This is a genomic window from Mannheimia granulomatis, from assembly GCF_013377255.1.
Classification (GTDB): Bacteria; Pseudomonadota; Gammaproteobacteria; order Enterobacterales; family Pasteurellaceae; genus Mannheimia; species Mannheimia granulomatis.
The window spans coordinates 1,101,711-1,116,412 of sequence record NZ_CP016614.1 but is presented as its reverse complement, the minus strand read 5'-3'; the positions used below and the strand labels follow the sequence as shown (position 1 = coordinate 1,116,412).

The window sequence follows — 14,702 nt, the reverse complement described above, 5'->3', positions numbered from 1 at the left end:
CAAGATTAGCCCTTCGCTAATATTTCTTTCAAGAATCTTGCAGTGTGAGAACGCTTGTCTTTAGCCACCTGTTCCGGTGTGCCGGTTGCGATAATTTCACCACCACCGCTACCGCCTTCCGGGCCAAGATCCACAATCCAGTCTGCGGTTTTAATCACATCTAAATTATGTTCGATTACCACAATAGTATTTCCTTGATCACGCAAGCGATGTAATACCGATAATAATTGCTTAATATCCGCAAAATGTAAGCCTGTTGTTGGCTCATCAAGAATATAGAGTGTTTTACCTGTATCTCGTTTAGAAAGCTCGGTCGCTAATTTCACCCGTTGTGCTTCACCGCCTGAAAGTGTGGTAGAAGATTGCCCTAAACGGATATAAGACAAGCCCACATCCATCAAAGTTTGTAGTTTACGAGCAATCATTGGGACAGGAGCAAAAAACTCTCTTGCTTCTTCTACTGTCATATCCAGTACTTGATGAATCGTTTTGCCTTTATAGCGAATTTCCAAGGTTTCACGGTTATAACGCTTACCTTTACAATGGTCGCACGGCACATAAACATCTGGTAAAAAGTGCATCTCTACCTTAATTACACCATCGCCTTGACAAGCCTCGCAACGTCCGCCTCTTACGTTAAAGCTAAACCGCCCAACGTTGTAACCTCTGGCTCGTGCTTCTTGTGTGCCGGCAAAGAGTTCACGAATAGGAGTAAACAAACCTGTGTAAGTTGCCGGATTGGAACGAGGTGTTCGCCCAATCGGGCTTTGGTCGATGTCAATTACCTTATCGAAATGTGATAAGCCATCAATGGATTCATAAGGAGCAACATCACTGTTTTCCGCGCGGTTTAACGCATTTTGGGCAAGCGGGAACAAGGTATCATTGATTAAAGTCGATTTACCCGAACCCGACACGCCGGTAATACAAGTGAATAAACCCACCGGAATTTCAAGCTTCACCTTTTTCAAGTTATTGCCGCTTGCACCTGTTAAAGTCAGTAATTTCGAACCGTCATAAGGTACTCTTTGAGCGGGGATCTTAATTTTCTGCTTACCGGATAAAAACTGCCCTGTAATAGAGTCGTTAATTTGCATAATTTCGGCGGCTGTGCCTTGAGCAATAACTTGCCCACCATGAACACCGGCCCCCGGACCAATATCCACAATATGATCAGCGGCTCGAATCGCATCTTCATCGTGTTCAACCACAATCACGGTGTTACCTAAATTGCGTAAATGCACTAAAGTATTAAGTAGGCGTTCGTTATCCCGCTGGTGTAATCCGATAGAAGGTTCATCCAACACATACATTACGCCTACCAAGCCTGCACCAATTTGACTGGCAAGACGGATTCGTTGAGCCTCCCCTCCGGAAAGGGTTTCTGCCGAACGGGAAAGCGAGAGATAATTCAAGCCAACATTGACTAAAAACTGCAAACGCTCGCGAATTTCTTTTAAGATCTTCTCGGCAATTTTCTCTTTTTGCCCTGAAAGCTTAATCTCTTCAAAGAAAGTTAATGCCTCACCAATACTTTTTTCAGATACCATCGGCAAATTGGTTTTATCTAAAAATACATAGCGAGCCTCACGGCGAAGTCGGGAACCTTCACACTCCACACAAGGGCGAGTATTAATATATTTTGCCAACTCTTCTCGCACGGAGTTCGATTCTGTTTCTTTATAGCGGCGAGCCATATTATTCAACACACCCTCAAAAAGGTGCTTGCGTTTGACTTTATCACCTCGATCGTTCACATAAACGAACTCAATTTCTTCTTTGCTACCATTTAAAATAATTTGTTGATATTTTTTCGGTAGCTGGCCAAATGGCGTTTCTAAGTCAAAACCATAATGCTCGGCAACTGCCTTCAATAACCCGAAATAATAGAAACTACGGCGATCCCAGCCTTTAATAGCGCCAGAAGCTAACGAAACATCGTAATTCTGAATCACTTTTTTCTCATCAAAAAATTGCTCAACGCCCAAACCATCACAAGTCGGGCAAGCCCCTGCTGGGTTATTAAAGGAAAACAAGCGAGGCTCTAATTCGTGTAACGAATAGCCACAATGCGGACAAGCAAAGCTAGAAGAAAAGACTATTTCTTCTGCATTTGGATCGTCCATATCGGCAATGATTGCCGTTGAGCCGGATAACTCTAACGCGGTTTCAAAAGATTCCGCCAAACGGGTAGCTAAATCGGCTCGGACTTTAAAGCGATCAACTACAACTTCAATAGTATGTTTTTTCTGTAGTTCTAATGCAGGAGGGTCTGAAAGATCACAAATTTCTCCATCAATTCTTGCTCTTAAATAACCACTAGCGGTCAAATTTTCCAATAATTTTACGTGTTCACCCTTACGATCTTTCACCACCGGAGCAAGTAACATTAAGCGCTTGCCTTCAGGCTCCTCCAATACTCTATCAACCATTTGAGAAATAGTTTGTGCTGCAAGTGGCACATCATGTTCAGGGCAACGAGGCTCCCCCACTCGAGCAAACAATAAACGCAAATAGTCATGAATTTCCGTAACTGTCCCTACCGTAGAACGAGGGTTATGTGAAGTGGATTTTTGCTCAATGGAAATCGCCGGAGAAAGCCCCTCAATATGATCAACATCCGGTTTTTCCATTAGCGAAAGAAATTGACGGGCATAGGCTGAAAGTGACTCGACGTAACGGCGTTGCCCTTCTGCATAGAGCGTATCAAAAGCTAAAGAGGATTTTCCCGAGCCGGACAGCCCGGTAATGACGATAAATTTATCTCTAGGTAAAGTTAAATTAATATTTTTTAAATTATGCGTTCTTGCTCCGCGAATATCGATATATTGCATTTTTTTCGTCCGATTTGGTGTGCTAAATTTTCGATCATTATCGCATATTTTCATAAAACTGTACAAAATATCAGTTTTCTTATATTCAACTTTCTAATTTTGCGGTAGAATGTTTTCGAATTTCTTAATTAATTGAATCACAGAGGATTTTATGGCTGGTATCAATAAAGTAATTATTGTCGGAAACCTAGGTAACGACCCTGAAATGCGTACAATGCCAAACGGCGAAGCAGTTGCAAACATTAGCGTTGCAACATCTGAGAGTTGGACAGATAAAAATACCGGCGAACGCCGTGAAATAACAGAATGGCATCGAATCGTATTTTACCGTCGTCAAGCTGAAGTTTGTGGTCAATATTTGCGCAAAGGATCACAGGTTTATGTGGAAGGTCGCCTACGTACTCGTAAATGGCAAGATCAGAATGGACAAGACAGATATACTACTGAAATTCAAGGTGATGTTTTACAAATGTTAGGTGGTCGCAACCAAGGTAATGAAATGGGTAGTCAACCGGGTAGTTGGGGCAGCTCAGCGCCGGCAGGCAACAGCTATAACCAAGGCAATAGTAATTACGGTTATAGTCAAACCTCAAACTCAGCACCACAGCAATCAAAACCTGCACCTCAAGCTGAGCCTGCGATGAATAATTTTGATGATGATATTCCATTCTAAATTTGTCAAAATAGAGCGTAAAATATAAGAGAGAGCGTTGTAATACAACGCTCTCTTTTTTACTGTATTCTAGATAAATACAAACTTGGATAATTCATCAATGAACTTAATATTAAGCTTCATATTGTACAAGGTTCAAATAATGTTAAAAATATTTACCATAAGAAGCTGCAAGGTTGATTTAGACCAACTTTTGATGTCTAGCTAAAACAAAAAAAGGATTAAGTTTCAAAAAATTTAATCCTTTTCTTTAGATTTACTGTTCACTAACGAGCGAAATTACGCGCGTTTGAAATCCAAGTGAACTAATTTTGGTTTGGTTGGGTGGCGTTGAATCGCTTGAACTTTAACTTGCTCTTCTTTACCCGCAACAACGATAGTTAACACTTCGCTATAAAACGCATCGTGTACTTGTGCATTGTTCACTTTATCGTGATCTAAAATGATTGATACAGGCTCTGCATTACCACCGTAGATGATTGCAGGAACTTGACCATTGTGACGCAGGCGGCGGCTCGCACCCTTACCTTGCGCAGAACGAACTTCAGCTTCAAATTTGAATGACATTGTTTAATTCTCTTAAAGTAAAAATGGGGATATCCCCGTTAATATAAAAAACAGCAGGCGACCCAGCTGTTTTGGAAAAAACTTCGACATGTTTATAATAAAATGCCGAGCGCGTATTTTACTTGAATTATAAAAAAATGCAAAGTAAAAAATAAAGAGAGGCTATCATCTCTCTTTATTTCTCATGTTCTTATGCCACTAATTTTCTTAAACGCTCGGCGTAAGCATCCCAATCATTAATAGGTCGGGTGGCCACTCCGGTTCTAATTGCGGCTTTTGCAACACCAATAGATACATTCACAATTAAGCGAGGATCAAATGGGGTTGGAATAACATATTCCGAGCCAAACGAAAGCTCGCCATAGGTAGAAAGCACTTCAAACGGCACGGGTTCTTTTGCTAACTCTGCAATCGCATGTGCTGCAGCCATTTTCATTTCTTCATTAATTGCTGTTGCACCGACATCTAATGCCCCGCGGAATAAAAACGGAAAGCAAAGTACATTATTTACTTGATTTTTATAATCTGAGCGACCAGTACATACAATCGCATCAGCACGGACTGCTTTTGCTTCATCAGGGGTGATTTCAGGTGTTGGATTAGCTAAAGCAAGAATTAACGGGTCTTTTGCCATTGTTCTCACCATCTCTTGAGTTAATGCCCCACCTTTAGAGCAACCAAGAAAAACGTCTGCACCGGCAACCGCATCAGCTAATGTTCTCCAACCATTATCTTCAATTGCATAAAATTGTTTGGTTTTATCCATATTATCACCCCGGCCTTGATAGATAACGCCTTTAGAGTCGCACATAGTGATATTTTCTTTTCTAAAACCTAACGCATGTAATAGGTTAGTACAGGCTATCGCAGATGCCCCGGCTCCATTAACTACTAAACGAACATCTGCAATATTTTTTTCCACAATCTCTAGCGCATTAATTGCCGTACCATGCTGATCATCATGGAAAACAGGAATGCTCATACGCTCACGTAATTTATTCTCAATATAAAAGCACTCCGGAGCTTTAATATCCTCAAGATTAATACCGCCAAAGGTTGGCTCTAAGGAAGCGATAATATCCACTAATTTATCCGGATCGTTTTCGTTTATCTCAATATCAAATACATCCACTCCGGCAAATTTTTTAAACAGTACTCCTTTTCCTTCCATTACCGGCTTACTTGCTAATGCACCTATATTCCCTAAGCCTAAAACTGCAGTCCCATTGGAAATCACTGCCACTAAATTGCCCCGAGCAGTATATCGATGTGCCGTAGCCGGATCTTTTTCAATTTCTAAGCAAGGTTCAGCAACGCCTGGAGAATAAGCAAGAGCTAAATCATGTTGGGTTTGTAGAGATTTGGTTGGAGTTACAGAAATTTTTCCCGGAACAGGAAATTCATGGAAATCAAGGGCTTGTTGTTTTAAATCACTCATTTTACTACCTTAAGTATCTAGATTAAATCATACCAATAAAATAAGCGATATTTTACTCCTAAATATCGCTTATTTTTATGATTCAGATCTCATTTTTAATATTTTTACAAAAAATAACGCTATTTTGCAAAAAATTAATTAAAAACAACCGCTAGCATTAACTCTGTCTAGGTATATTCACATTTTTGTCAGAAAATAGCTTACCATTTCTTCAGCTATATCCACCTGATTAACCTGCTCAATCCCCTCAAAACCCGGGCTTGCATTCACTTCTAAAATTAAGATCCCTTGTTGGGTTCGAAGAAAATCAACTCCGGCCACTTCAAGTCCAATCGCTTGGGCTGCTTTCACTACCCAATATTGCTCAGACTCGGTTAATTCAACTATTTTTGCTGTTCCTCCTTGATGAATATTAGCTCGGAATTCATCCTTAGCCCCTATACGTTGCATTGCTGCAATAACCTTATCTCCAATTACAAAAGCCCGAAAGTCATGTCCTTTTGATTCTGCAATAAATTGTTGCGATAGATAAGGCGCATTTAGCTGAGAAAAAGTGGCTAAAACGCTTTCAGCATTAGCAGGATTTTCAAATAACATCACCCCATTCCCTTGTGAGCCGTTTAATACCTTTGCCACTATTGGGAAGGAATATTGAGCAAGCTGCTCACCCACAGCGACTAAATTGCCGGCAAAGGAAGTATGAGGAACAGGTAATTGATTTGCCATTAAAGCTTGCAAACTTTGCCATTTATTGCGAGCCAAACTAAACGCGTCTGCACTATTTAAAACAACTGTACCTTGAGCCTCAAAATGGCGCAATACAGCGCAACCCATTTCGGTACTACCAGTGCCGAATCGAGGTAAAACACCATCATATTTACCTAATAACTTAAGTGGTGGGCGATCCATATCGTAACTTTCACCTTCTTGATAAAATAGCTGAAACTGCCCGTCTGCCAAGGTCAATAGCATTCTGTCAGGATCTAAAATATCCAATTCGATCCCTTTTCGCTCACATGCTCGTTTGATCTGCTTGCAGCTATATAAGCGCGGTTCTCGGCATAGCATTAACCACTTCATGTATTGCATCCTTTTTGAATGAAATCTGCAAAATAGCTGTAAAAATCGACCGCTTGTTTAGGCCATTTTGCAAATTGATAGTGAGGTGATAAGGGAGTTTAACCGTTACAACTTGTCTAAATAATGTTTTCCGTCGAGTGCGTAAACTTGACGAATAATCCATGCTTGACGTTTTCGCATTCCCGGTCCCGGTTTATCCACCCGAAATACCAAAGGATTGGGTAAAGAAGCTGTCAATAGCGCAGATTCTTGTAAAGTCAGATTTTTTGCCGACTTTTTAAAAAAATGTTGAGCAGCTGCCTCTACGCCAAAAATCCCATTACCAAATTCTGCAATATTAAGATACACCTCTAAAATGCGATCTTTACGCCAAATATGCTCTAGCACAACGGTTAACGGAGCCTCAATTCCTTTTCTTAACCAACTTTGTCCGTGCCACAAAAACAGATTTTTCACTGTCTGTTGGGAAATAGTAGAGCCACCACGCACTTTTTTAGACTTAGAATTTAATCGCAATGCTGTCTCTATTGCTTTTAAATCTAAACCGAAATGGCTTTCAAATTTTTGGTCTTCCGAAGCAATCACTGCCATCTGCATTTGCCAAGCGATTTCATCTAGGCTTACCCATTCTTTTTTGATAGTGTATGATTTACCTTGGATTAAATTTTCTACTTTTTTCTGCACCATATAAGCAGAATACGGCACAGGAACTACCGAAAAAAGCAGTGTTAAAATCAAAAATAATCCACCAAACAATGTCACAATGCGACTAACCACAAACCAGATCAAACTTTTGAGAGAAACTATCCGTTTCGGTCGGAAAAAAAGCATGAATTTCTTCAAAATTTTCACTAGAAATCTGCTTTTACTCTTTGCCATTGAGTTTACCGTTCACCCATTGAAGAAAATCTTGGTCTAAGGTTTTTAACATATTCGAGCCACGCGTAATAGTTGCCGCACTGGTATTCAAATTTTGTTGAATTTCACGCTGAGAAGTTTCACCTTGCAGCAACGCCTGCACAATTTGTACACGTAACCCTAAAGAGCCGCGTTCATCAGGTGTGAGAAAAAGAGAAAAAAACGGCTCAAGTTTATCTTCTGTCACCGCATCTTTTAACAGCGTTAAAAACTGTTCCCATTCTTTTGGATCTCGTTGGTTATAAAGGGTATTCATCGCCACCTCAAAATAAACAAGCGGTTAGAAAATGTCAGTTTTTTGCAAATTTCCCGACAAAAATAACCGCTTGCAATGTTAATTATTTTTTCGTTTTTTTACCGCCACGCTGGTCGTCTAATTCAGCTCCTTTCGGTACGCTAAATTTAAATAACTCGCTTGATACACCGCCTGCGGTAATATTACGTAATACATATAAATTACTTTGTCCGTCACGCTCAATGGTACTAAAACCTTTTACCATGCCGCTTTGGTCAATACGTACATCAAATTGCTTTAAGTTACTCTTTTTCGATTTCGGTTTTAGCACAAAAGTATCGGCATTTTGAGTGACATCATATTGATCCCAATGACTTTTATCGCTACTTGTCAACAATACGAAAGGCGTATTATTTACCGCATCTTTTACAGTATTTACCGTTACTTGTGAAACAAAAGGATCGTAAAACCATAAATTCTGACCGTCAGATACAATTAAATTTTCCTGTGGCGATTTGGTATCCATTCTAAATAAATTCGGGCGTTTTACGTGAAATTTGCCTTGCCCTTTTTGAATTTCTTTGCCTTTACTCGAACGCACAGTTTGGTCGAAATCGGCACTGTATTGGCTTATTTGCTCTAAACGGCGTTGTAATTCCGACACAGCCTGTGCATCGGCAAACGCGATATTTGCCATCCCCAATAACGCTATACCTAAAAGAGATTTTTTTACTAATTTTTTCATCTATTTTCCTTATTTTGTCAAAGAATAGTAGTTCTTCTTTGACAATAAAATCCTTAAAAGTTTCATATCAACGAACTACTACAACAATACAATAAAAGCATTCAATTGTATAGACTAATGTGCCTCGTCCCAGTTCTCACCAATACCGATTTCCGCAATTAACGGTACTTTAAGATTAATCGCTTTTTCCATTTCGGCTTTGATAAGCTGACTATAATGCTCAATTTTATCCGCTTTCACTTCAAATACCAATTCATCATGAACTTGCATAATCATTTTGATGTCATCGTTATTACGAATCGCATTATCAATACCAATCATCGCTACTTTAATAATATCCGCTGCAGTACCTTGCATTGGGGCGTTAATTGCCACACGTTCTGCTGTTTTTCGTAAAATCGCATTGCCGGATTTAATATCAGGTAGATACAAACGGCGACCGAATAAAGTTTCTACATAGCCTTTCTCTGCCGCTACTTCGCGAATATCAGTCATAAATTGCTGCACTGCCGGGTAGCGTTTGAAATACAGATCCATATATTTTTGTGCTTCCGCCCGTCCAATACCAAGCTGATTTGATAAACCAAAGGATGACATTCCGTAAATCAAGCCGAAGTTAATCGCCTTGGCACTTCGGCGTTGTTCACCGGTTACTTCATCTAACGCTACACCAAAAATTTCAGCGGCAGTGGCTCGATGGATATCTTTTCCTTGAGCAAACGCGGTAATCATACCTTCATCATCCGCCAAGTGTGCCATAATGCGGAGTTCGATTTGAGAATAGTCCGCCGCCACAATCTTGTAACCTTCTCGGGCAATAAAGGCTTGACGAATGCGTCTGCCTTCTTCGTTACGGATAGGAATATTCTGTAAGTTCGGATCGCTTGAAGAAAGTCTACCTGTTGCTGTTACTGCTTGGTTGTATGAAGTATGTACTCGCCCTGTTTTTTTGTTAATTAGCTGTGGAAGTTTGTCTGTATAAGTCGATTTCAGCTTGCTTAAGCCACGGTGCTCCATTAACAATTTCGGCACAATATGCCCTTGCTGGGCTAATTCTTCCAGCACTTCTTCATTGGTAGAAGGTGCACCTTTTGGCGTTTTCTTAATAATTGGCAAACCTAATTTTTCAAATAAAATTTCTTGTAATTGCTTAGTGGATGCCAAATTAAACGCCTGCCCTGCTTCTGCATGAACCAACTGCTCTACTTCTGCCAAACGCTGTTCAATTTCTGCTGATTGGGTGAGTAATTTTTTCGGGTCAATCAACACACCGTTACGTTCAATACGAGAAAGTACGCTAACAAGCGGCATTTCAATTTCATCGAACAACTTCACTAATTCAGGTTCTTTAGCTAAATTTTCCCACAATACTTGGTGTAGTTTCATGGTGACATCCGCATCTTCCGCAGCATATTCAGCGGCTTTTTCGATCTCAATTTTATCGAAAGTAAGCTGATTTTTGCCCTTGCCAGCAAGCTCTTCAAACGGAATGGTTTTATGTCCTAAATAGCGGTTAGCCAAATCATCCATATTATGACGACCTGTACTGTTTAAGGTATAAGACTCAATCATCGTATCAAAGGCTAAACCTTGCAGTTCAATGCCATAACTTGCCAATACAGTTAAATCATATTTAATATTTTGTCCGATTTTTTTGATCTCCACATTTTCTAAAATCGGCTTTAATTGGCTTAAACAAGCGGTCAAATTTAGCTGATTTTTTACCAATTCGTCCGCAGTTTCACCATGCCCATCTTCGCTATCACTAAACATATCTGCCTGTTTCGGTTGAGCTTTTTGTTTATGCCCCAGCGGAATGTAACATGCCTCGCCGTTTTCCAATCCAAATGAAATGCCGACTAAATTTGCCGAAACAGAATCGAGGCTGTCAGTTTCAGTATCTACCGCAAATAGTTTCGCCTCTTGCAATTTTTTGAGCCAAGCCGCAAGTTTTGCTTCAGTATCAACCGTTTCATATTTGCTGCGGTCAATTTGAACTACAGTTGCAAAATTTTCCTCTTTTTTGACCGCTTGTGTGGCTTGATAATTATTCGGCACTTTTTCAGCTAGGGTTTGAGTTACCGGATTGGCATTCTGATTCACTTCATTTAACCAACGCTTAAATTCATAATGCTCAAATAACTGAGCAAGCTCGGCACGATTTTGCGGCTGGGTTAAAAGCTGATCATGAGTCACGTCTAATTCCACATCAGTTTTGATAGTGGCAAGCAGATAAGATAAATCCGCATTTTCTTTTTCCGCCTCTAATTTCGGAGCAAAGTTTTTTGCACCACGGAAAGAAAGTGTAGCAACCTGATCTAAATTTGCATAAATGGATTTCAGCGAGCCAATACCTTGCAATAAAGCAAGTGCAGTTTTTTCACCGACCCCTTTTACGCCAGGGATATTATCCGAGGAATCCCCCATTAGCGCTAAAAAGTCGATAATCAATTCCGGCGGAATACCGTATTTTTCAATCACACCTTCACGGTCAAGCAAGGTGTTGTTCATGGTGTTAATCAACATAATGTGATCGTTCACCAGTTGTGCCATATCTTTATCGCCCGTGCTGATTAACACATCTTTACCCTCTTTCGCCGCCTGCACCGCAAGTGTGCCGATCACATCATCAGCCTCGACTCCTTCAATGGAAATAAGTGGAATGCCAAGGGCTTTGATAATGCGATGCAAAGGTTCAATTTGAGGGCGTAAATCATCCGGCATTGGCGGGCGATGAGATTTGTATTGCTCAAACAATTCATCACGGAATGTTTTGCCTTTCGCATCAAATACTACCGCAATATGGCTCGGCTGCACTTGGGCAATGAGGCTTTTTAACATATTCAGCACACCATACATTGCTCCTGTTGGCTCACCATGGCGATTGCTTAAAGGTGGGAATGCGTGAAAAGCACGATATAAATAAGAGGATCCGTCCACCAGAACGAGAGGGTTTTGTGCGATAGTTGCCATAAAAATCTCTTTAGAATCAAGTAAATATTGGCTTTATTATACAAGAATCGGAGCTTAATGTGATAAAAAAGCGTATTTCTGCCATTGCAGATAATACGCTTCACTTAGAGATATATCGAATTACTTGCCGAGTGAGCCAGTCCCCATCATAATCATAAACAGCGCCATTTGAACTTCATCTTCGCTTAATTCACGACCGTTTTGGAACACTTTACCATCATTAATACTTAACTCAGATTTCAAGTTATTGCCATCAATCACATACATCCCCGTTAAGCTGCTGCCAAAAATCGTATTAACTTCTTGCTCTGCTTTGGCTTTTGCTTCGTCTTCCGTTAATTTTTCTTGAGTGATAGCCACTTGACGCATAATATCTTCGAGATATTCACGATTTACATTCAATGCAAATTTGCTTGATGTCATTGCTTTTAATAGCGTATTTAAATCACTCACAGTTTGTGGAGAGAATTGAGCTAAATTTAGAAGTAGCGCGATATCAAACTTACCATTAGCTTTCTCTAATGAGAAATTATTGATATTGAATTTTGATGATTTTGAAAGTAATTCCAATACCATTTCACCGATTTGCTCATTTTCTAAAGCTTCAGAGTGAGAAAGTAGCGGCACAATATCATTCATTAATTTAGCATCAAAATCGGTTAGCATATCCATTTTGAATTTACCCAAATCAACGCCCGCTATTTGAATAGTTGCAGCCTCAGCTTGCGCAGAAGAAACTACGCGATCACCTTTTAAGACATTATCGCCCTTGGCTACAATATCTTTAATCTGTGTTAGCTCACCTTCTTTAGATTTAAATTCAATTGCTTTGATTTTTGAGCCACCTTTTCCTAAACCTAAATTTGCATAGCCTTGACTATCACTGGTTTGGATTTCATAAGATAGACCTTGAATGTTAAAATCCCCATCTTCGATTTTTACTTTAAGGTCATCTAAAGTGATAGAACTTAGCATATTTATAGCATTTTGGTCGTAGCTATATTCCATTTTAATTGGCGTGCTTTCAATCGAAGCTTGCTCATTACTCACTTTAATTGGCGAGAAGGTAAATTCTCCCTCAGCCTTACCGGAGTAACTGATATTTGCTACTCCCGAGCCTAATTTCTCTCCTAAAACTTTTTTGAATTGCTCAGGAGATTGAATATGATTTTCCATACTCATCAACACAGGGACAAAGTTGAATTTCGCTAAACGGTTAAGCGGTAATGGACCGTGATGAATTTTATCGTTACCGACAAAATCTAATTTTTCACCATCAATCATTTCTACTTCTAGGCGATATTTCGCATCAGAACTAAAAAAGCCACGATTAATCTGCACATCTTTAATTTCAACTTTAGTGCCATATTCATTAGCAAAGTTTTTAAACATATCATTGGATTGAGTAATCAGTTGTTGATATTTTTCTTCAACTTGTTTACCTGTGTACCAACTGCCACCTACAGAAACTACACCAAGTATTGCTACAACTGAAACTGCAATTTTTGTTAATTTCATCGTTTTTTCCTTTTATTTGCAAAAAATGTTAAAAAAATGATCGCTTGTGCCGCTCTAGCTTATCATCTTTTAGAATCTGTTCAACCTCTAGGCGAACATATCTTATCTCTCCACCTACCTTTTCATAGAGAAGTCCGACTTTTCCGTCCGGTAATTCAGCTAAGCTACTGTAGCCAAATGTTTCATTACCGGCTGTAATCTGAATATAATCTTGCCAATCAATACTATTATCTGGCTTAATTTCACCAATCCATACCCTACCGTTAATGCGTTTCCACATCTGTTTCGAATGAGCATTTGAGAGCAAAATATACTCTTTTCCATTGATTTTTTTCGAATATTTAATTGCCGATAATTGCGTATAAGAATTAAGCAGCTCATCATCTAACTCACTGCTTTGCCACGTCATACCTTCCGTATTGCTGGTCGAAACTAAAACTTTCCCTTTATTGGTTCGGGTGAACATTTTAATCACACCGTTGTTTAATTCCACAATATGCGATTCACTGGCTTTATAAAGAGCTTTGCCACTTTCTTTAGAATGGGAATAAAGCGGTGATTCGCCCATTACCCACGTTTCACCACCATCACTACTTTTAATCACCGCAGTAGCTTCGTTATCATTTTTATCAATGAAATAGACAGGCATCAGCAAAGTACCATTTTCAAGTTGCACGCCGGTGCCGGGGCCGGTGCCAAGAAATTTCATCCAATCTTTCTTCAATTGTGGATTGAGATCTCTTGGATTCGACCACGTTTTGCCGTTATCATCACTATAAATCAGCCATAAATAGCTGGTCTTTTCTACACTAAACGGGGCTGAACGATTAAACTCTTTTTGTGAAGAGAGAAAAATATTACCTTGATAATTTGCCTCATTAATGTCGCCTAAATAGACATCGCCTAAATCTCGGTAGGCTTTACTCGAATTGCCTTTTGTTACCACTTTGTAATTGGTAGGCTTATTCTCACTATCGTAAATCGTGCTGAAATTCCCTTGAGGATCACGCAAAGTATAGGTTTGATCTTTGGCTTTCAAACGTAAATAAGGCTGCTCATCAATATGAGTATAGCCACTGCCTAACACATTGGCGGGTGAGGCCGGCTCTCTTTTACCTTGGTAGCTGATATGACTGTGAATACCACTGGATTCAGGATACATATCAATCAGTAAGAAAATACGTTCCGACTCTTTATCTTGCACCATTAGTGGGTCGATCACAAAGGCCGATTGCGTATTTTCAAAATAAGGGGCGTTGTAGGGTTGTTCGACTAAATCAATCACGACCTGGTCATTTTGCCAAGTTTTGCCGTTATCTAAACTTCGGCGGATCACCAAATCAATATTCCCCCAATCTTTGTTATCAAATTCGTGTTTATCGATAGCTGCAATCACCACGCCATCTTCTGTAGTTAATAGCGAGGGAATACGATAATTTTTGGCTGACTTATTCGCACTAAAGAGCGGCGTTTCATATTCAACGATAATATTATTAGCAATTTCAAGCTCAAAATCGCTCTTGCCATTCACTGCACCTGCTAGGGGCTTGGCGAGGCTGTAGGGCAACAATAGACTGAATAAACAAAAGGGAATAACGAATTTCATAGGGTTGAATAGTCAAAATTAAGGCGGCTATTCTAGCCTAATGCACTAAATTTGAACAGCAAAAAACGCTTTTAACTTTCGCTAAAAGCGTTTGCAAATTTTTGGTGAAAAAGAA

Annotated in this window: 11 protein-coding genes; 1 reads left to right on the top strand and 10 read right to left on the bottom strand. The window is 39.7% G+C overall.

The window, feature by feature from the left end; genetic code table 11:
* Positions 1-5: 5 nt before the first annotated feature.
* Positions 6-2,834 (bottom strand): excinuclease ABC subunit UvrA, encoded by a 2,829-nt coding sequence (gene uvrA, locus A6B41_RS05250; protein WP_027074677.1) that lies wholly within the window; start codon positions 2,832-2,834, stop codon positions 6-8.
* A 151-nt stretch (positions 2,835-2,985) separates the two neighbouring features.
* Between uvrA and A6B41_RS05245 the strand changes: the two genes are divergently transcribed.
* Positions 2,986-3,507: a single-stranded DNA-binding protein gene (locus A6B41_RS05245; RefSeq protein WP_027074678.1), complete on the top strand. Its 522-nt coding sequence runs from the start codon at positions 2,986-2,988 to the stop codon at positions 3,505-3,507.
* A gap of 279 nt (positions 3,508-3,786) precedes the next feature.
* Here A6B41_RS05245 and rplY read toward each other — a convergent pair whose 3' ends face one another.
* The 9 genes from rplY to A6B41_RS05200 form a co-directional block, all read right to left on the bottom strand.
* Positions 3,787-4,074 carry a 50S ribosomal protein L25 gene (gene rplY, locus A6B41_RS05240; RefSeq protein ID WP_027074679.1) on the bottom strand — a complete coding sequence of 96 codons (288 nt, stop codon included), beginning with the start codon at positions 4,072-4,074 and terminating at the stop codon, positions 3,787-3,789.
* 190 nt (positions 4,075-4,264) lie between these two features.
* Positions 4,265-5,512, bottom strand: coding sequence for a malic enzyme-like NAD(P)-binding protein (locus A6B41_RS05235; protein ID WP_027074680.1), 1,248 nt, complete (start codon positions 5,510-5,512; stop codon positions 4,265-4,267).
* A gap of 177 nt (positions 5,513-5,689) precedes the next feature.
* Positions 5,690-6,592 (bottom strand): ATP-grasp domain-containing protein, encoded by a 903-nt coding sequence (locus A6B41_RS05230; protein ID WP_027074681.1) that lies wholly within the window; start codon positions 6,590-6,592, stop codon positions 5,690-5,692.
* 105 nt (positions 6,593-6,697) lie between these two features.
* A complete protein-coding gene (gene mtgA, locus A6B41_RS05225) occupies positions 6,698-7,471 on the bottom strand; it encodes a monofunctional biosynthetic peptidoglycan transglycosylase (RefSeq protein ID WP_027074682.1) in 774 nt (257 codons plus the stop codon).
* Entirely contained in the window at positions 7,458-7,766 is a 309-nt protein-coding gene (gene trpR, locus A6B41_RS05220; protein ID WP_027074683.1) for a trp operon repressor, read from the bottom strand. Before trpR ends, mtgA begins: the two co-directional genes overlap by 14 nt.
* 82 nt (positions 7,767-7,848) lie before the next feature.
* Complete coding sequence (lolA, locus tag A6B41_RS05215; protein ID WP_027074684.1) at positions 7,849-8,490, bottom strand: outer membrane lipoprotein periplasmic chaperone LolA; 642 nt, start codon at positions 8,488-8,490, stop codon at positions 7,849-7,851.
* 114 nt (positions 8,491-8,604) lie between these two features.
* Positions 8,605-11,463, bottom strand: a complete 2,859-nt coding sequence (gene polA / locus A6B41_RS05210) for a DNA polymerase I (RefSeq protein WP_027074685.1) — start codon at positions 11,461-11,463, stop codon at positions 8,605-8,607.
* 120 nt (positions 11,464-11,583) lie between these two features.
* A complete protein-coding gene (locus A6B41_RS05205; protein ID WP_027074686.1) occupies positions 11,584-12,981 on the bottom strand; it encodes a YdgA family protein in 1,398 nt (465 codons plus the stop codon).
* Between the two features lie 28 nt (positions 12,982-13,009).
* Positions 13,010-14,587 (bottom strand): sialidase family protein, encoded by a 1,578-nt coding sequence (locus A6B41_RS05200; protein ID WP_084493759.1) that lies wholly within the window; start codon positions 14,585-14,587, stop codon positions 13,010-13,012.
* Between the last annotated feature and the right edge of the window lie 115 nt (positions 14,588-14,702).

What these genes read in the sequence shown, in the direction of transcription:
- uvrA (WP_027074677.1), bottom strand. Translation starts at nt 2,834, where the DNA reads ATGCAATATATCGATATTCGCGGAGCAAGAACGCATAATTTAAAAAAT.
- A6B41_RS05245 (WP_027074678.1), top strand. Translation starts at nt 2,986, where the DNA reads ATGGCTGGTATCAATAAAGTAATTATTGTCGGAAACCTAGGTAACGAC.
- rplY (WP_027074679.1), bottom strand. Translation starts at nt 4,074, where the DNA reads ATGTCATTCAAATTTGAAGCTGAAGTTCGTTCTGCGCAAGGTAAGGGT.
- A6B41_RS05235 (WP_027074680.1), bottom strand. Translation starts at nt 5,512, where the DNA reads ATGAGTGATTTAAAACAACAAGCCCTTGATTTCCATGAATTTCCTGTT.
- A6B41_RS05230 (WP_027074681.1), bottom strand. Translation starts at nt 6,592, where the DNA reads ATGAAGTGGTTAATGCTATGCCGAGAACCGCGCTTATATAGCTGCAAG.
- mtgA (WP_027074682.1), bottom strand. Translation starts at nt 7,471, where the DNA reads ATGGCAAAGAGTAAAAGCAGATTTCTAGTGAAAATTTTGAAGAAATTC.
- trpR (WP_027074683.1), bottom strand. Translation starts at nt 7,766, where the DNA reads ATGAATACCCTTTATAACCAACGAGATCCAAAAGAATGGGAACAGTTT.
- lolA (WP_027074684.1), bottom strand. Translation starts at nt 8,490, where the DNA reads ATGAAAAAATTAGTAAAAAAATCTCTTTTAGGTATAGCGTTATTGGGG.
- polA (WP_027074685.1), bottom strand. Translation starts at nt 11,463, where the DNA reads ATGGCAACTATCGCACAAAACCCTCTCGTTCTGGTGGACGGATCCTCT.
- A6B41_RS05205 (WP_027074686.1), bottom strand. Translation starts at nt 12,981, where the DNA reads ATGAAATTAACAAAAATTGCAGTTTCAGTTGTAGCAATACTTGGTGTA.
- A6B41_RS05200 (WP_084493759.1), bottom strand. Translation starts at nt 14,587, where the DNA reads ATGAAATTCGTTATTCCCTTTTGTTTATTCAGTCTATTGTTGCCCTAC.